The 16,561-nt window shown below is 65.0% G+C and carries 15 protein-coding genes; 5 read left to right on the top strand and 10 right to left on the bottom strand.

Features of this window, described 5'->3' with window-relative positions; translation table 11 throughout:
* Positions 1-3 precede the first annotated feature (3 nt).
* The 6 genes from AX690_RS00640 to AX690_RS00615 form a co-directional block, all read right to left on the bottom strand.
* Entirely contained in the window at positions 4-627 is a 624-nt protein-coding gene (locus tag AX690_RS00640) for an SIS domain-containing protein (RefSeq protein ID WP_066685387.1), read from the bottom strand.
* 22 nt (positions 628-649) lie between these two features.
* Positions 650-1,192, bottom strand: coding sequence for an HAD-IIIA family hydrolase (locus AX690_RS00635; RefSeq protein ID WP_066685389.1), 543 nt, complete (start codon positions 1,190-1,192; stop codon positions 650-652).
* The gene (locus AX690_RS00630; protein WP_066685391.1) at positions 1,189-1,935 is read right to left on the bottom strand and encodes a transaldolase; all 747 of its coding nucleotides are present in this window, start codon (positions 1,933-1,935) and stop codon (positions 1,189-1,191) included. The genes AX690_RS00635 and AX690_RS00630 overlap by 4 nt, the downstream gene beginning before the upstream one ends.
* Before the next feature lie 93 nt (positions 1,936-2,028).
* The gene (locus AX690_RS00625; RefSeq protein ID WP_066685393.1) at positions 2,029-2,988 is read right to left on the bottom strand and encodes a glycosyltransferase family 2 protein; all 960 of its coding nucleotides are present in this window, start codon (positions 2,986-2,988) and stop codon (positions 2,029-2,031) included.
* Complete coding sequence (locus AX690_RS00620; protein ID WP_066685395.1) at positions 2,985-3,941, bottom strand: glycosyltransferase family 2 protein; 957 nt, start codon at positions 3,939-3,941, stop codon at positions 2,985-2,987. The genes AX690_RS00625 and AX690_RS00620 overlap by 4 nt, the downstream gene beginning before the upstream one ends.
* Complete coding sequence (locus AX690_RS00615; RefSeq protein ID WP_066685399.1) at positions 3,941-4,516, bottom strand: sugar transferase; 576 nt, start codon at positions 4,514-4,516, stop codon at positions 3,941-3,943. The genes AX690_RS00620 and AX690_RS00615 overlap by 1 nt, the downstream gene beginning before the upstream one ends.
* A gap of 221 nt (positions 4,517-4,737) precedes the next feature.
* On the opposite strand from AX690_RS00615, the gene AX690_RS00610 reads away from it, so the two are divergent.
* The gene (locus AX690_RS00610) at positions 4,738-5,460 is read left to right on the top strand and encodes a WecB/TagA/CpsF family glycosyltransferase (protein ID WP_066685400.1); all 723 of its coding nucleotides are present in this window, start codon (positions 4,738-4,740) and stop codon (positions 5,458-5,460) included.
* Positions 5,453-6,877: an O-antigen ligase gene (locus AX690_RS00605; RefSeq protein WP_156449511.1), complete on the top strand. Its 1,425-nt coding sequence runs from the start codon at positions 5,453-5,455 to the stop codon at positions 6,875-6,877. The genes AX690_RS00610 and AX690_RS00605 overlap by 8 nt, the downstream gene beginning before the upstream one ends.
* Here AX690_RS00605 and AX690_RS00600 read toward each other — a convergent pair.
* Both AX690_RS00600 and AX690_RS00595 read right to left on the bottom strand, forming a co-directional pair.
* Entirely contained in the window at positions 6,849-8,087 is a 1,239-nt protein-coding gene (locus AX690_RS00600) for a hypothetical protein (protein WP_066685404.1), read from the bottom strand. The two genes, AX690_RS00605 and AX690_RS00600, sit on opposite strands and share 29 nt — an antisense overlap.
* A 24-nt stretch (positions 8,088-8,111) precedes the next feature.
* Positions 8,112-8,828, bottom strand: a complete 717-nt coding sequence (locus AX690_RS00595) for a polysaccharide biosynthesis/export family protein (protein ID WP_066685406.1) — start codon at positions 8,826-8,828, stop codon at positions 8,112-8,114.
* A gap of 278 nt (positions 8,829-9,106) precedes the next feature.
* Between AX690_RS00595 and AX690_RS00590 the strand changes: the two genes are divergently transcribed.
* A complete protein-coding gene (locus AX690_RS00590) occupies positions 9,107-11,224 on the top strand; it encodes a hypothetical protein (RefSeq protein WP_066685408.1) in 2,118 nt (705 codons plus the stop codon).
* On the opposite strand, the gene AX690_RS00585 is transcribed toward AX690_RS00590, so the two are convergent.
* Together AX690_RS00585 and AX690_RS00580 are read right to left on the bottom strand one after the other, a co-directional pair.
* Positions 11,221-11,457 (bottom strand): hypothetical protein, encoded by a 237-nt coding sequence (locus AX690_RS00585; protein WP_066685414.1) that lies wholly within the window; start codon positions 11,455-11,457, stop codon positions 11,221-11,223. The genes AX690_RS00590 and AX690_RS00585 overlap by 4 nt on opposite strands.
* Positions 11,458-11,494: 37 nt before the next feature.
* Entirely contained in the window at positions 11,495-13,276 is a 1,782-nt protein-coding gene (locus AX690_RS00580) for an SLC13 family permease (RefSeq protein ID WP_066685415.1), read from the bottom strand.
* Positions 13,277-13,615: 339 nt separating this feature from the next.
* Between AX690_RS00580 and AX690_RS00575 the strand changes: the two genes are divergently transcribed.
* Both AX690_RS00575 and AX690_RS00570 read left to right on the top strand, forming a co-directional pair.
* Positions 13,616-14,287 (top strand): Crp/Fnr family transcriptional regulator, encoded by a 672-nt coding sequence (locus AX690_RS00575; protein ID WP_197426738.1) that lies wholly within the window; start codon positions 13,616-13,618, stop codon positions 14,285-14,287.
* A gap of 100 nt (positions 14,288-14,387) precedes the next feature.
* Positions 14,388-16,544 (top strand): catalase, encoded by a 2,157-nt coding sequence (locus tag AX690_RS00570; protein WP_082769414.1) that lies wholly within the window; start codon positions 14,388-14,390, stop codon positions 16,542-16,544.
* Positions 16,545-16,561: the final 17 nt, after the last annotated feature.

The following is a 16,561-nucleotide window of genomic DNA, read 5'->3' as shown; positions in this document are numbered from 1 at the left end:
CGGTTACTCGGCGGCGACCGCGACGGCGGGAGCGGGAGCGATCTGTTCCCAGTGGCCCTTGGATTGCGAAAGCGCCGGATGCGACACCAGCAGGTGCCAGACGACCGCGGCCAGGCCTTCGACGATCGGCGTGATCAGCTGCGGATCGACGGTGGGCACGACCACGCAGGCGTCGGCGATCTTGGCCGTGAAGCCGCCGTCGCGACCGACGATGCCGGTCACGGCCGCGCCCTTTTCCTTGGCGTACTGCATGGCGCGGACGAGGTTGGCGCTGACGGGCGGCTCAAGGCTGCCGCCGCCGACCGAGAAGATCAGCAGGCCATCCTTGGCGGTCAAGCGGCTGCTCTCCAGCCAGGTCGAGAAGACGCCTTCCCAGCCCTCATCATTGATGCGGGCCGTCAGTTCAGAGACGTTGTCGGTCGGGCAATAGGCCTCGAAGCCGCAGATCTTGCGGAAGTCGTTGGTCGCGTGGCTGGCGTGGCCGGCGCTGCCGCCGACGCCGAGCAGAAACAGACGACCACCGCCATCGCGGACCTTGGCTAGCGTCTTCGCGACGGTTTCCACGGCGCCGCGATCAATCGCGGCCACGGCGCGCGTCGTGGCGTCCAAGAAGTGATCGGAAAACATAGTAAACTCTCGAGAAACGCTGTTAGGTCGCTTCCAGAATATAGGAAATCGATTGCGAGAGTCTTTCCACAACTTGGTCGGCAACGGCAACTGTACCCAAATTGTAGTCGCGCCGAAGTAGTATTGTCTTACAGCTAGCGGCCTGGCCGCAAACTATATCTCGATCCTGATCACCTATCAGCCAAGACTGACGGAGGTCGATGTCATAGCGCTCCGCCAAATCCAAAACCAAGCCAGGCTTGGGTTTCCGGCAAGCGCAGGCGTCGATATTGTCGTGCAAGCACGCCGCGATCTCGTCCACGGGAAGCGCTTGCGCCAGGCGGGCATGGATCGCCTCGAGCGTCTCCGCGCTCATCAGTCCGCGACGAACGTCCGGCTGGTTAGTGACGACGAACAGCAAATAGCCCGCCGCCTTCAACGCCTGGAGCGTCGCGGCAGCGTCGGGCTCGATCTGCAGTTCATCCACGGCGCGCGGAGACGCCGCCTTGCCATCCCGCATGACGACGCGGTTCAGAACGCCGTCGCGATCCAGGAAGATCGCGCGGCGCCGCTGCTGAACGTTCAAAGCTTGAAGCCGGCCGCGCTGGCGTCGTCGTAGAACATGGCGACCGTCTCTTGCGACAGGTCCGCCAGATCCTTGCCAGCCATCGACAGCTTCTTCAGCACGTCGGGCGTCGAGGTGACGATGTGGCAGCCGCAATCGCGGGCCTGATAGACGTTCAGCACCTCGCGCACGCTGGCCCACAGCACCTCGGCCTTGGGCTTGCGGGCGGCCATGGCCACCGCGGCGCGCATGACCGGCATGGGATCGACGCCCGTATCGGCGATCCGACCGGCGAACACCGAGACCACCGCCGGGACATCGGCGTGCAGCGCATCGACCGTCTCGGCCACCTGCTCCAGGGTCAGGATCGCGGTGACATTCACCTTCACGCCTTCATCGGCCAGCGCGCGAACCATCGGCAGGCTGCTCTCGCGCTTGGTGTTGGTGATCGGAACCTTGACGTAGACGTTGGCGCCCCAGGCCGCGATCTTGCGCGCCTGGCGCGCCATGTCGTCGAACTCGTCCGAAAAGACCTCGAAGGAAATCGGCGCATCGGGAATGCGCTCCAGCAGGGCCTTGGCGAAGCCCTCGTAATCCGTGACGCCGGCCTTGCGCATCAGCGTCGGGTTGGTGGTGAAGCCCGCCACCTGACCGGTCTGGTGCAGGCGGGTGAAGTCCTCGAGGCTGGCGCCGTCGGCGAAGAGCTTGATCTGCGTCGTGAGGTCCGTGGACAGGGTGTCGTGGGTGGAAAGACGATGCAGCATACTCTTCAGAGGCCCCCAAAAGGTTCGGAATTGGACGGCGCGCGCCCTGCGCCGTCGCGGTTGATAGCGGACTTGCGGTGAAGTTGGTTGAGATCAGGTTGCTCTATTAAGCGACGGCTCGGCGATGTAGCCGACGGCCCGCTTCCAAAGGAGCTTGCCGATACCGTGCTCCATCAGCGCGCGCCCACGCAGACGCCGCTGAGAGCCGAACTCGAAGGTCAACGCCGATAGAGCAAAGCCGACAATGACTTGCGCCAACCCCTTGGCCATCAGCGTCGCCCAGGTCAGCTGCGGATGCGGCGTGACGTCCAGGTAGATCGAGACGTAGTGTTGCGCCTCGCGGCGCGCGCGAATGAGACGATATGTCACAGCCGTCCGATGCGGGGCGACCGTCTCGGTGACGATCGCGCGAGCCGCCCAGACAATCCTGCGGCCCTCTCTATAGAGACGAATGAAGAGCTCTGCGTCCTCGCCGCCCGCGTCGCCGAACGCCTCGCGCATGGCTGGCTCGCTGTTCGGAAAGCAACGCGACAGGTCGAAAAGCGAGTTGCCCGTGCCCATGCCATAGCGCGGCTTGCCGGACGGCTCCGTCAGCGGAATGATCGCGCCGTCGGGCAGATCGAAGATCCGAACGAATTGGGCCCCCTTCGGATCGTAGGGCGGCGGTTCGCCGGCGAAGATGGCGTGTCTTGGCCCCACCGCCATGTCGGCGTCGGCGTCGCGCAAGGCGCCGACCAACTGGTCCAGCCAATCGGGTTCGGCGACCTCGTCGTCGTCGATCAAGGCGGCCAGGCGCCCTCTCGCCTCGGCGAAGCCCCGATTGCGCAGGGTCGACATGTTGCGCGTCAGTTCGGTCACGTACCGCATTGGCCAGCGAGCGCTTTGCGCGAGGCTTTCAACAACGGTTCTCGCGCTACCGCTCGGATGGTTGTCGACGACCACGATCTCGATCGAAAGGCCGAGCGCGTTGGTCTGAGCAAGGCACGACTTCAGCGTCACGGCCAGTGATGCTGGCCTGTCATAGGTGCAGATGACGATCGACAGATCCGTCATGCGGCCTTCTCGTCGATGAAGCCGATCGGGGCGCGATAGGTGAGCTTGCCAAGCCCCTTGGCCATGCCGATGCGGTTGTCGTAACGCGCCCCGCCCAGCCACTCGCCCGAGACCAGATAGAGACCGGCGTGGACGGCGATCTGCGCCAGACCGAGGAACGTCACCTTGATCCGAGTCAGGCCTGGACGATCGCTGGTGGCGATCCGCGAGGCCGCGTAGTGCTGCGAGCCCCGCTTCATCCGGGTGATCATGTAGCTGGGCTTGGTGCGGTCGGTCTCGATGAACTCGCGCACCACCGCGGTCGGACACCAGACGAAGCGCTTGCCGGCCAGCGCCAGACGGAACAGCAGGTGCGTGTCCTCGCCGTTGGCGTCACCGAAGGCCACGGCGAAGGGCTCGGGCGTGTCAAAGCAGGTCGCGACCCGGAACGCGGCGTTGCCGCTGCCCAGCCCTTTGCCCTTCTTGCGCAAGCGTCCGAACAAATGGATCGGGGTATCGGCGGGTTCACGATAGTCGAGCGTATAACGCCAGCCCTCGGGATCCCAGGCTGGCGGCTCTCCCGCCTCGAACACCGGATACTTGGGTCCGAACGCGGCGTCCGCGCCGGTGCGCTCCAAGCAGGCATGGAGCTCGGAAAGCCAGCCCGCGTCCGGCGCCTCATCGTCGTCGATGAAGGCGACATAGCGCCCGGCCGCCGCCTTGATGCCGACATTGCGGACGATCGACACGTTGCGGCGGGCGTCCGCGAAATAACGGATGGGCGCGCCCCCGGCGGCCAGGCGAGACACCAGCGCCTCGGCCAACCGATCAGGATGGTTGTCGACCACGATGATCTCGAACGGAACGCCGTTCGAAACCTCCGGTCTGAGGCAATTGACCAGCGTGCGCTCAAGCAGGTGGACCCGGTCGTAGCTAAGCACCACGACGCTGACGGCGATCGGCGCGTCGATCATCAGACGCCCGTCCCCCGGAAAACGACCACGGCCGTCCGCGCCAGGATCTGGATGTCCAGCCACAACGACCACCGTCGGATGTAGTCGAGATCGCGCTCGACCCAGTCGTCGTAGTCATTGATCCGGTGACGGCCCTCGACTTGCCAGAGACAGGTGATGCCCGGCTTCACCGCCAGCTTCTGCTTCTGGAACTCCGTGAAACGCGCGTATTCATGCGCGCGCGGCGGACGCGGCCCCACGAGGCTGAGATCCCCGATCAACACGCTCCAGAGCTGAGGCAGTTCGTCCAGGCTGTACTTGCGCAGCACCTTGCCCACCGCCGTGACGCGCGGATCGTTGGTCAGCTTGAAGGCCGGGCCGCGCATCTCGTTGCGGTCCTGGAGTTCGGCCTCCATGGCCTCGGCGTTGGAGACCATGGTGCGGAACTTGTAGCCGGTAAAAGGCCGCTCGCCCTGCCCCACCCAGTGGCAAGCGTAGAAGACAGGCCCCTTCGACGTCAGCTTGACGAGGGCGGCGATCAGCAGCAGCAGCGGCGCCAGCAGCACCAGCAACGCGGCCGAGACGCCGATGTCCATCAATCGCTTTATGGCGTGCGCGGAATTCAAGACTGCCTCAAAACGGGAACCGAACGTAAAGGTGGAGCCCGTACACTCAAGTATGGCGCCAATCGGCGTCGTTCCCCAACGCCCCTCTGCGGCAGGCTCTCTTAATGTCTGGTTCTCAAAGCGTCACAGCGGTCTCCAACGCTTCCGAACGTTGGCCCGAGGTGCGCTTCGCCGGACTTCGCTTCACACCAATGACGGTGGAGCAGACGGTCGACGCCCTTGCGAATCGCTCGCCCCAGGCGCCGTTCGCGACCTTCGTGACGCCGAACGCCGAACACGCCTATCTGCGCCAGCGCGATCCGAAATTCCGCGCGATCAGCGACGCGGCCTGGATCAGCACCAACGACAGCCGCGTCGTGGGGCGAACGGCCCTGCTCGGCGGACTGCGCCTGCGTTTCGCGCCCGGCGCCTATGTGGTCCGTGAACTGTTCGAGCGGGTCATTGAGCCCGACACGCCGCTGTCCGTCATTGGCGGCACGCCCGCCCTCGCTGAAAAGCTTCGCCAGCAATATGGCCTCAGGAACCTGGTTCAACACGTGCCCCCGATGGGCATGATCGACAACCCGGCGGCCGTCGCCCAGGCGGTGGCCTTCGTCGCCGCGCACCCGGCGCGCTTCGTCTTCGTCGCCATGGGCCCGCCACAGTCCGAGCTGCTTTGCGGCCACATCATCGAGGACGGACGAAGCACCGGCGTGGGTCTCTGCATCGGCAGCTCGCTACAGGTGCTGACCGGAGATTCAGACCCCGCGCCGGCGGTTCTGGAGCATTCGGGCTTCGTCTGGCTGTATCGCCTGACCAGAGAACCCCGCAGACTTTGGCGGCGCTATATGCGCGGCTTCTACGGTCTCGGACTTGGTCTGCGGGACGTGATGTTCCGCTGGCTGGGTTTGCGAGGAGCTTATTCCCGTGAGTGACGAGCCGCCCCCTCGCCCCCCGCGCGAAGCTTGGCGCGCCGCCCGTTGGGAGGAACGCGCGGCCACCTCGGCGCGACTGGACGACCGGTTGGCGCTCTGGTCGGGCTTCGTCCTCGTCGCGATGCTGCTCTACATGATGATCGGCACGGCCCCGTATACCCATGAGGTGACGGTCGACGCCCTGTCGGGCGCCTCGCCAACGTCGCCGCTCAACCGCGCGATCTGGCTGACCATACTGGGACTGACGCTGCCGATCCTATGGTTCCGGCGCGTGGAGGTGATGAGCCTCGCGATGCGGGTCTGGCCGTTGCTGCTGCTGTTCGTCTGGTTTGGAGCAACGACACGCTGGGCTATCGACCCGATCGTCTCGAACCGTCGCTTCATCCTCTATCTGATCAATGTGGTGGTGAGCATCGCCCTGGTCGCAGGCCTTCGCGATCCCCGGCGGATGCACGGCGCCCTGGCAGCCGCCTGCGCCATCATGATCACCATCGACGTGGCGTCATGGATCGCTCTCCCGGGCCTTTCTATGACCGACATCGGGCTGGCCGCGATCCATAATCACAAGAACACGCTCGGCTCGGTGATGCTGCTGAGCTCTCTGGTCATCACGCCGTACCTCCTGTTCAGCCAGACGGTGAAGGCGCGCCTGTTCTGGGGCGTGATGTTCGCCGGATGCATAGCGCTGCTCGTCGCCAGCAAGTCAAAGACCAGTCTGGCGATCGCGCTGGCCGCCCTGGCCGCGACGCCTCTCCTGCTTGCGTGGCTGCGCCTGCGCGCTGGCGCCATATGGGCGGCCGCCGTGTTCGGCGTCGCGGCGCTCTTCGCGGCTGGCTTCGGCTGGCTCGCCTGGAACTACGTCAGCGGCCAAGACCCACTGGCCCCGCTGCGCGGCGTGAACTTCACCCGCCGCACCGAGGTCTGGATGTTCGCCCTGAACCAGTTCTCGCAACATCCTCTGAGGGGGCAGGGTTTCGGTTCCTTCTGGGACGTGAACCCCGCGGTCCAGCCCAGCCTGCAAACGGACCTTTGGTTCGCGGCCGAAACCCATACCAATCAGTCACACAACGGCTACATCGACCTTCTCGTCACCGTTGGCGCGCCAGGACTGGCAGGGGCGCTGGTTCTGCTTCTGCGCTGGATGGCCCGAGGTCTTGGCCTTCTTCGCGACTGTCTCAGCGACCCGACGCCCAAGAGCCGCGAGGCGCTGCCTCACGCGGTGTTCCTGGGCGTCTTCCCGCTGATCTTCTTCGTGCACAATTTCATGGAGAGCAGCTACTTCTCGGCCAACGCCATGCTGGGGATATTGATCCTGCTCTTCGGCGTCGACATCGACATGCGCCATGCCCCCGCACAGGAAGCCAGGGTCGCTAGCGGCCGGTTGCGCGTTAGGCCGATCGCCGCCTCGCCGCGGTGATCGACAGGAGAATGGCGGCCATGGCCGCAAGCTCCAACAACTGCCCCGCCGCGGTGCCGATGATGGCGCCGGCGGGGCCCAGCGCCCTCATCGTCAGCAGGATGCCGGCGGCGGCGACCAGAGAGGCCGCGCCATTCGCCAGCGCCAACGGCTTGAAGGCGCGCAGCACCTGAAGGCCGGTGCTAACCACCGTCTGTCCCAGGGTGATGGCGGCGCTGAGCCCCCAGAGGACGACCATCCAGCCATCAGCCAGATACTTGCCGCCGAAAAGGTGCGTTGCGATCGTCGGCCAGGCCATATGAAGGATCACGGTCCAAGCCGCCGCGAACAGCATCCCCACGCCCGCCGCAAGCGCCAGTAGCCGACGGAAGCCGTTCCAGGCCTGGCGATCGCGACGCCGCGCCAGATCGTTGCGGGCCACCATGCTCCAGGACATCGCAAGCAGCGGAACGGGCCGCAACAGCTGCTGGGTCGCCGAGAGGGACGCCAGCGTCGCGGCGCCAAACCAACCGGCGACCACGAATACGTAGAAGCGCGTCAGCAGCTCTGTGCTCGATACGCCCAGAAAAACCCAGCCCGATTGCCGGACATAGTCGCCATAGGCCTTCATCTCGTGGCGGCGAAGCCAGCCGCCCTGCCCTCGCAGGGCCCAAACCGCGCCCGCGGCGCCCGTCACCGTATAGGCGAGGCCCAATCGCCAGAGGACGGTATTCGCGTCCGGTCGACTTCCCTCGAGCAGGACTTGGCCCAGGAGCAGCGCCACCAGACAAAAGACCGCCGCGGTTTGCACGGTCGCAAGGCCTGGGCGTCCGCGCGAGAAAGCCAGCGCCCTCAGGTACTGTTGCGCCAGGAACGCTGGCACGAACAAGGCCGCCGCCGGAGCGCCGTAAGGGCTCCCCGCGCTACGCCACGCGAGCGCCGCGCCCAGGCACGCAAGAGCCGTCATCACTAAGAATACGGCATTGACGCCATGCATCAGGCGCTCGACCGGCAGGCGCTTGGGATCGATCCCGGCGCCGGGCGTCAACGCCTGCAAATGGCAGACGGTCAGGGCGTTCTGCAGACTGGACAGCACGAAGCCGCAGGACGCCCAGAGCATGAACGCCCCGTACTCGTCCGGCGCCACGAAGCGGATCAGCAGCAGATTGACGCCGAAATTGAGCAGGGACCAGACGGCCTGCTCGACAGCGGAGATCAGATAGCGGGACATCCGTCTCCTCGGGCAGCCTTCAGGCTAGTAACGCGTGCCGCGGTTGATGCTGTAGTTGAAATTGAACGGCAAGACCCCGGTCACATACTGTCGAACGAAACGATTGACCTCGGTGATGGCGCTGCGCGGCACAAAGATCAGATCGCCGGGCAGAACGGCGAAGTCGTCGCCGCCCTTGCCGTTCAGATTGTCCCGCACATCGATCGTTCTCATCAGCAGCCGAGGGTCACCCGGCCGCTGGCGGATGACCACCACATGCCCCGTTCGGGCCGTGTCTTGAAATCCGCCGGCCGACATGACGGCCTGGGCCACGGTCAGGCGCCCCTTGATCGTCTTCACGCCCGGATCGCGCACTTCGCCGCCGATATAGATTTGGGAAGCGCCATAGCCCGCCACCAACGTCTCGACCTGGGGCGCGCGCAGCACGGCGGCATAGGCGCGGCTCAGCAGGGCGTTGGCCTCTTCAGCTGTCAGGCCGGCGACATCCTGAGCACTGATCAATGGAAAGATTCCTCGGCCGTCAGGTCCCACCACGACGGTCGCATTGAGGTCGGGGTTGACCATGAAGCGGACCGACAGTTCGTCGCCAGGACCGATGCGATAGCGATAGTCCTCGCTGGTCCAGGGCGCGAAGGTCGCCTCTCCGCGCGCCGCATTACGCGAGCTCGGCGCCGGATCCGAGGCGCAGCCGGCGACCGCCAGAACGATGAAGAGCGATAAAGCGCGCAGCCAGGCTGACAAACCAATCTCCCTCGCCACGAGACAGCGCGGCGTTGGTAAACGTAAGTGGCGCAAGGGCGTTAGGATTTGGTTGCCGCTCCTATCTGCACATGCGGCAAATGGTTGCGCCTCATGTATTGGAAGCCTTTGCATAACAACGATTTTACTCAAAATGGGTCATTTCAAGCGATGTGGACTTAACGGCGCGCGAAGACGTCAATGTTTGTTAAGTCCTGCACCGCTATCGACCAGAGTTACGTCGCGCTTACGCGGTCGCAGAGTCGAAGTCCTCCGCACAGATGAACACCGCGGTGATAGAGCAAGGCGCTTACGTCAAAGGAGGGCAAGGACGCACGCGCTCGCCTCTGACGGTGCGCGAGTTGCTGACGCCGGTGTTCTATTACCGCGCCGAAGCCCTGCTCGGCTTTCTGATCCCTGTCGCGCTGGCGGTGATCGCCATCTTCCTGGCGCATCCCATCTACACCGCCCAGTCGCGCCTGCTGATCCTGCTTGGCGACGACTATGTGTTCCGCAGCGATGTGGATGGCGGGGCTCAAGGCCTCAGCTTCGACCGCGCCCAGATCGTCCAGGCCGAAATCCAGATTCTGTCGGCCAAGGAACTGCGCATTCAGGCGATCCGAAAGGTCGGCCTGGCCCGCGCCTATCCCAAGCTAGCGAACCAACCCAAGGGGCTGGAGAAGGCGGCCGAGCAGTTCTCCAAGGACCTCGACATCGTCAACATCCCTCAGTCGAACGTCATCGAGCTCAACCTGCAGAGCGACGACCCCAAGGTCGCCGCCGACCTCCTGAACACCTTGGTGAAGCTCTATATCGAGCGTCGTCGGCTGATCTTCGAGCAGGCCGATCCGTCCCTGGTGAACGCCCAACGCGACCAGCTGAACAAGCGCCTGACCGAGGTCGAGGCCAAGTTGCTTAGCTTCTCGGTCGATCACGGCTTCGGCGACTATCCGACCGAGCTGACGACCGTTCAGAATCAGCAGGCCTCGCTTGTCAGCCAGATCCAGGTGCTGGATCAGCAGCTCGCCGCGCGAAGCGGCCGGGTGTCGGTGCTGTCCGGCTGGCTCAAGTCCGCGCCGGCGGAAGTGGAGATCTCCAACGACAAGGGGCGTTCGCAACAGCTGGACGACCTGACTCGCACGCTGTTGGACCTTCAGAACCAGCGACGGCAAGCCGCCGCGCGCTATGTCGAAGGGTACCCGCTGATCGTCGATCTTGATCGCAAGATCGCCGAGGTTCAGGCGCAGATCCAAGCGGCGCCGCAACAGCAGGTCATGGCGGTTCGCCGCGGCGCCAATCCGGTGCGTCAACAGCTCGACACCGAACTCGCCGACAGCGTCGGCGATCTCACGGGCCTGCGCCTGGCGCGTGTTCAAGCGGCGCGTGACCTCAAGACCGTCAATGCGCGCCTCGCGGAGCTGGTTCTGATTGGCCCGGAATATCGCGAGCTGATACGCCAACGCGGCACGCTGGAAGGCAGTTTCGCCGAAGTGGCGAAGCGCGCTCAGGAGACCGGACTGGCCAGCACGCTCTCCAAGGCCAAGGCCAATGTCCGCATCGTCCAGGCCGCGGACCCGCCCGTGAAGGGGTCGAGCGGCCGCATGGTTCTGCTGCTGGCCGGCCTGGGGTTGGGGTTAGCCACGGCGGTGGCGGTGATCGTGGTGTCGTCCGCCTTCTCGGACGTGATGATCACGCCGCGAGACGTGGAACAGAAGCTGGACTTGCCGGTCGTGCTGACCGTTTCGGCCGACGACAAGATTGCCGCGCGACGTCGTGGCCAGCCTGGCTCGGTCGGCCGCGCCTCGTTCCTGGGCTATGACGACGCCAAGCTGGTCTTGCGGCTCCTCACCAGCGTCGCGCCAGGACCCGGCCGTGTCATGCAACTTGTCGCCGCCAACGGCGGCGAAGGCGTTTCCAGCCTGCTGATGGACCTGGCCATGATGGCCGCCACGGCCAACGCCAAGCGCGTGCTGATCGTCGATATCGAACCGGCCGTCGAGGGGTCCGTCATCCAGGCCTTCGCGGAGAGCGGCGCCAAGCTGACGCGCGTCTCTCCGGATCGGATCGGCGTCAAGGGCACATCGCTGCATATCACCCTGCCGATGGGCGCGGGCTCTCACGTCTTGAGCGAGACCGAGTGGGAGACCTTCTTCCGCGAGGCGCGCCGAAACTATGACGTGGTGCTGGTCGACTGTCCGGCCTTGGAGCGCTCGTCAGCGTGCCTGATCTTCGCGCCGCTGGTCGACATGAACATCGTCGTCATCGAAGCCGAAGCGACGCGAGCCGCGGTGGCCCGAAACATGATCGAGCGCATCGAAGGCGCCGCGGGCGATGTCGCGGGCGCGATCTTGAACAAGCGCGGCTTCTACATTCCTCGCGCGATCTATTCCTGGCTCTAGAACGCCGACGGCAGCGGCTGGGCGTAGGCGTTGCGCCCCCGCCCTGACCGCACAAAGACGCGGGTGATGCGAGGATCGACCGCGCGGATTTCACTGGCGAAGTCGTCGGCGGCGTCCTCGATCTCGCGGGCTGTCAGGCTGTCCTGAAAATCGAGGGTGACGCCGAGCAGGATCTCCCGCGGCCCCAGGTGCATGGACAACACCTCGGCGACCGTATCGATCCTGGCGGCCATGCACGCCCAACGTCGGCCGGAAAAAGGGCGTTCCACCCTATCGCGCGAACGGCCAGAAGAACGCGATCAGCGCTGGCGCCAGCAGCAGGATCAGCAGGGTCAGCGGCGCGCCGAGACGCGCATAGTCGCCGAACCTATAGCCCCCGGGCGCCAGGACCAGCGTGTTGCACTGGTGACCGATCGGCGTGAGGAAGTCGCAGCCCGCGCCGACGGCGACCGCCATCAGGAACGGGTCTGGGTTCAGGCCCAGTCGCTCAGCCAGCCCCATGCCGATCGGAGCCACGATCAAGACCGTGGCGGCGTTGTTCAGGAACGGAGTCGCGGCCATCGCGACCGCCATCATCGCCGTCAAGGTGACGAGGGGCGGAAGGCCGTGGAACGCGCCCGAGAGCCAGCTCGCGATCAGGTCCGCTCCGCCGGTCGACTGCACGGTGTCGCTGACGGGGATCATCGCCGCGACAAGCACCAGCACCGGCCCTTCGAGAGACGCATAGGCCTCGCGCATGCGCAGAGCGCCCGTCGCGACCACCAGCACCGCCGCTCCGAAGAATCCCGCCGCCGCCGGCAGCACGCCGAACGCGACCAGCAGCATCGCCCCGACCAGGATCGCCGTCGGCAGCAGCACGTGACGGGCGCCGCCCAGCCGCACCTCCCGCTCCGCCAAGGGCAGGCACCCCAGGGCGGACAAGGCCAGGGGAAGCTGCTGCTCGGCGCCCTGCAGCACCAAGATGTCGCCGGCGCGCAGGCGGACCGTCGCCAGACGACCGGCCATGCGATACCCGCTTCGGCTGACGCCGAGTAGATTGACCCCGTGCGCCTCGTTCAGCTTCAGGCCGCGCGCCGTCTGGCCGATCAGGTCGGATTCCGCGCCGATGACGGCCTCCACCACCCTCACCTCTTCGGTGGGCTCGTTCATCACCACGGGCCGGTCCGCGTCGGTCAGCTTCAGGCCCGTCTTGACGATGAGCTCGTTGAGGGCCTGCTGCTCGCCTTCCAACAACAGCTGATCGCCAGGCAGGATGCGGCGATTGGCGTGGGGCGACGCCATGCGCTTTCTACCGCGCAGGATCGCCACGACACTGACCGCCCCATCGGCGGCCGTGCGGAGATCGGCCACGCGGCCTTCCGCGAAGCGCCAGCCTTCCGGCGCCTCGACCTCGGTGACATAGGCGTTCGCGGCCAAGGCGGCGTCCACGTCGATCGCCGCCGTCCTATGCTTGGGCAGCAGGCGATAGGCGAAGGACAGATAGACGATCGTGATCAGGGCGAGACTTCCGCCCACGGGCATGAAGTCGAACATCCGGAACGGCTCGCCCAGCGCCTTTCCGCGCACTTCCGACACGATGATGTTGGGCGACGTGCCGACCAGCACGGCCAGCCCCCCGACCAGCGAACCGAACGACATCGGCATCAAGAGACGCCCCGGCGAGACCCCCGCCCGCTTGGCGATCTGCAGCGCCGACGGCATCATCAGCGCCAAGGCGCCGACGTTCTTGGTCATCATCGACAGGAGGGTCGTCACCGTCACCAGGACGGGAACCTGACTGCGCTCGCTTCCAAGTCGGGGAAGCAGCGGCGCCATCAGACGGTCGACCAGCCCCGAGCGAGACACCGCCGCGCTGAGCACCAGCGCGCTCGCGATGATCACCACGATATCGTTCGAAAAGCCATCGAACGCGGACTTCACCGGGATCAATCCAATAGCGATCCCGACCGCCAAGGCCCCAAGCGCGACCAAGTCATAGCGCCAGCGCCCCCAAAGGAAACAGAGCACCGTGGCGCCGATCAAACCAAACGAAAGACCCTGCTGAAGCGTCACGCGTCCGTTCCCTTTCCGGGCGACAGGCCCGAGCGGCTCCTAGAACGAAGCGGAGCCTTGAACGGTTCACCAGGGCCGATCTCCTTGGCCGCCGGCCGCCAAGAGGAAGCCAGACTGAATAAAATCCAGATCTAACAATAAGATATACCGACAATTACAGCGTAGTTACATGTTTTAATTTTATGCGTCGACACCAATATTTTGATAAAGCATTATCAATGCCGGGACGGGGCTCGCAAAAATGGAGCGAGCTATGAGCAAAAATCAAACAAACATCTTGCGCTGGGATTGGATGAGGTCGCGATGCTAGCGATCGCCCCCCCACGGCCGCCAAGGGAGATGCTCGGCGACCGAAGCTACATCCGACGGCTCAGGCGATACGGCTTATTCCGCGAGGAAGACTGGCTCGAGCTGGAAGCTTTCCTGGCGGGAACAGAAACCTACTCGGCCAACCAATCGATCGAGCCGGACGCCCCAGCCTTCTTCCTGACATCGGGCTGGGCGTGCCTTGCCCGCCGGTTGAGCGACGGCCGTCGGCAGCTTCTATCCTTCATCCTGCCGGGTGACGGGGTAGGCTTCGACCTGCTGACCCGCGCCCACCCCTCGGTCGAGGTCTTGGCGCTAACCCCATTGAAGGTGCGACAAGCCAAACCCGCCTTGCCGCCGCTCTCCGAACGCCTGGGTAGGGTGTTCGCGGGCGCGGCCGCGGCGCAGCAGGGTCGTCTTCTGGATCAGGTCGTGCGCCTGGGCCGGCAAACCGCCTACGAACGCATGGCGCATCTGCTTCTGGAGCTCCATGGCCGCCTCATGGAAATCGGCGAAGCCCGCCCTGACGGCTTTTACATACCGGTGAAGCAGGAGGTGCTGGCCGACGCCTTGGGTCTCAGCCTGGTGCATGTGAACCGCACGCTGCAACAGTTGCGTCGGGACGGCCTCATCGAGGTGCGCGGCGCCCAGGTCACCCTGCTGAATCGCTCAGCGCTTGAAGCGGCGGCCGACCAGCGCCCCTGACCGCCTTCCAAGCTTTAGTCGCTATCAAAAGACGCCGTTCGCAACGGACCTTGAAAGGGAGGGTTGAGCCCAGAGCAACCCTCCCTCTCAAGGACTTCACATGCCCAAGGTGATCGGCAAGGACACCGGCGCGACCTCGCACGCCGCCGAATTCGAAACTCGCCTTGGCGAGGCGGGAGAGCTCCATCAGGTCGCCTCTGAGAATGGCGATGAAAACGCCGTTCTAACTACCCAGCAGGGCGTGCCCGTCGCGGATGACCAGAACACCTTGCGCGTCGGCGCGAGAGGTCCGGCCTTGCTGGAGGACTTCCACTTTCGGGAGAAAATCTTCCATTTCGATCATGAGCGCATTCCCGAGCGGGTGGTTCATGCTCGCGGCTACGGCGTCCATGGGACCTTCACGCTGAAGGAGTCTCTGGCCGAGTTCACGCGGGCCAAGATGCTGACCGAGGTCGGCGAGACAACGCCGATGTTCGTCCGGTTCTCGACCGTGATCGGCAACAAGGGCTCGTTTGACCTGGCGCGCGATGTCCGGGGCTTCGCGGTCAAGTTCTACACCAAGGAGGGCAACTGGGACATCGTGGCCAACAACATCCCGGTGTTCTTCATCCAGGACGCGATCAAGTTTCCGGACATGGTCCACGCGGCCAAGCCCGCGCCCGATCGCGAATTTCCCCAGGCCCAGACCGCCCACGACAACTTCTGGGACTTCATCACCCTGACGCCCGAGTCCATGCACATGATCATGTGGACCATGTCCGACCGGGCGATCCCTCGCTCCTACCGGTTCATGGAAGGCTTCGGGGTCCACACCTTCCGGCTCATCGACGCCGAGGGCAAGGGGACCTATGTGAAGTTCCACTTCAAGCCGCGCCTGGGCCTGCAGTCGGTGCTATGGAACGAGGCGCTTAAGATCAACGGCGCCGACCCCGACTTCCACCGCCGCGACCTCTGGGACGCCATCGACCTGGGCGCGCCGCCGATCTGGGACCTCGGGGTTCAGCTGTTCGATGACGACTTCGCCGACCAGTTCGAGTTCGACGTGCTGGACGCCACCAAGATCATCCCGGAAGAGCAGATTCCGGTCCGGATCATCGGCGAATTCGTACTCGACGGCCTCGTTGACAACTTCTTCGCCGAGACCGAACAGGTCGCCTTCTGCACCCAGAACGTGGTGCCCGGCGTCGGCTTCACCAACGACCCACTGCTGCAGGGGCGGAACTTCTCGTATCTGGACACCCAGCTGAAGCGCTTGGGCGGCCCGAACTTCACGCACATCCCGATCAACGCGCCGCGCTGTCCGGTCCACAATTTCCAACAAGACGGGCACATGAACATGCGCAACCCCAAGGGGCGCGTGAACTATGAGCCCAACAGCTGGGGCGGCCCTCGCGAGAGCCCGGCGACCGGCTATCGCCACTTCGAAGCGGCCGAGAATGGTCGCAAGGTTCAGGAGCGCCCCGGGACCTTCTCGGACCACTACAGCCAGGCCCGGCAGTTCTTCATCAGCCAGACCGCGATCGAGCAGAAGCACATCGGCGACGCCCTGGTCTTTGAACTGTCCAAGTGCGAGCGGATCGACATCCGCGAGCGCATGGTGGCCCATCTGCGCAATATCGATGAGCGCCTAGCCATAGTGGTCGCGACAGGCCTTGGCCTGCCGGCCCTGCCCGCTCCCGCCCCGGCGGCTTCGCCGCCGCTGACCACCCTGCCGCCGTCGGACGCCCTCTCGATCCTCAAGCGCGCGCCCGGCACCTTCGCTGGCCGCAAGCTCGGCATCCTGGTCAGCGACGGCGCGCCGGCGGCGCTGGTCGAGGCCCTGGTCGACGCCGTCAAAAGCCTGCCGGCTGTCTATGAGATCATCGCCCCCAAGACGGCCGGGGCGACGCTCGACGACGGAACGATCGCGCAGGCCAAGCAGAAGATCGATGGCGGTCCATCGGTCCTGTACGACGCCGTCGTTCTGGCGCTATCGCCTGAGGGGGCGGCCATGCTGGCCAAGGACAAAACCGCCAAGGACTTCGTCAGCGACGCCTTCGCCCACTGCAAGTTCATCGGCTACACCAGCGCGGCCGAGCTCTTGCTCAACAAGGCCGGCATCGCGCCCGAGGATTTCGACGAGGGCTTGATCGCACTCGAAGGACCGCAAGACGTTCCGGTCTTCCTGGCGCAGTGCGGCCAGCTGCGGTTCTGGACACGAGAAATGACGATCGATCTGGACGCGGCGGTCTTTCTCGAAAACGCCGGGCTGGACTGATTTCCCTTGGAGCCGCT

The organism is Caulobacter sp. CCH9-E1 (assembly GCF_001556515.1).
Lineage (GTDB): Bacteria > Pseudomonadota > Alphaproteobacteria > Caulobacterales > Caulobacteraceae > Caulobacter.
This window is presented reverse-complemented; position numbering and strand designations above follow the sequence as displayed.

Excerpts from the sequence above, each read along its gene's own strand:
- AX690_RS00640 (WP_066685387.1), bottom strand. The coding sequence starts at position 627 with ATGTTTTCCGATCACTTCTTGGACGCCACGACGCGCGCCGTGGCCGCG.
- AX690_RS00630 (WP_066685391.1), bottom strand. The coding sequence starts at position 1,935 with ATGCTGCATCGTCTTTCCACCCACGACACCCTGTCCACGGACCTCACG.
- AX690_RS00625 (WP_066685393.1), bottom strand. The coding sequence starts at position 2,988 with ATGACGGATCTGTCGATCGTCATCTGCACCTATGACAGGCCAGCATCA.
- AX690_RS00620 (WP_066685395.1), bottom strand. The coding sequence starts at position 3,941 with ATGATCGACGCGCCGATCGCCGTCAGCGTCGTGGTGCTTAGCTACGAC.
- AX690_RS00615 (WP_066685399.1), bottom strand. The coding sequence starts at position 4,516 with ATGGACATCGGCGTCTCGGCCGCGTTGCTGGTGCTGCTGGCGCCGCTG.
- AX690_RS00610 (WP_066685400.1), top strand. The coding sequence starts at position 4,738 with ATGACGGTGGAGCAGACGGTCGACGCCCTTGCGAATCGCTCGCCCCAG.
- AX690_RS00600 (WP_066685404.1), bottom strand. The coding sequence starts at position 8,087 with ATGTCCCGCTATCTGATCTCCGCTGTCGAGCAGGCCGTCTGGTCCCTG.
- AX690_RS00590 (WP_066685408.1), top strand. The coding sequence starts at position 9,107 with ATGAACACCGCGGTGATAGAGCAAGGCGCTTACGTCAAAGGAGGGCAA.
- AX690_RS00585 (WP_066685414.1), bottom strand. The coding sequence starts at position 11,457 with ATGGCCGCCAGGATCGATACGGTCGCCGAGGTGTTGTCCATGCACCTG.
- AX690_RS00575 (WP_197426738.1), top strand. The coding sequence starts at position 13,616 with ATGCTCGGCGACCGAAGCTACATCCGACGGCTCAGGCGATACGGCTTA.
- AX690_RS00570 (WP_082769414.1), top strand. The coding sequence starts at position 14,388 with ATGCCCAAGGTGATCGGCAAGGACACCGGCGCGACCTCGCACGCCGCC.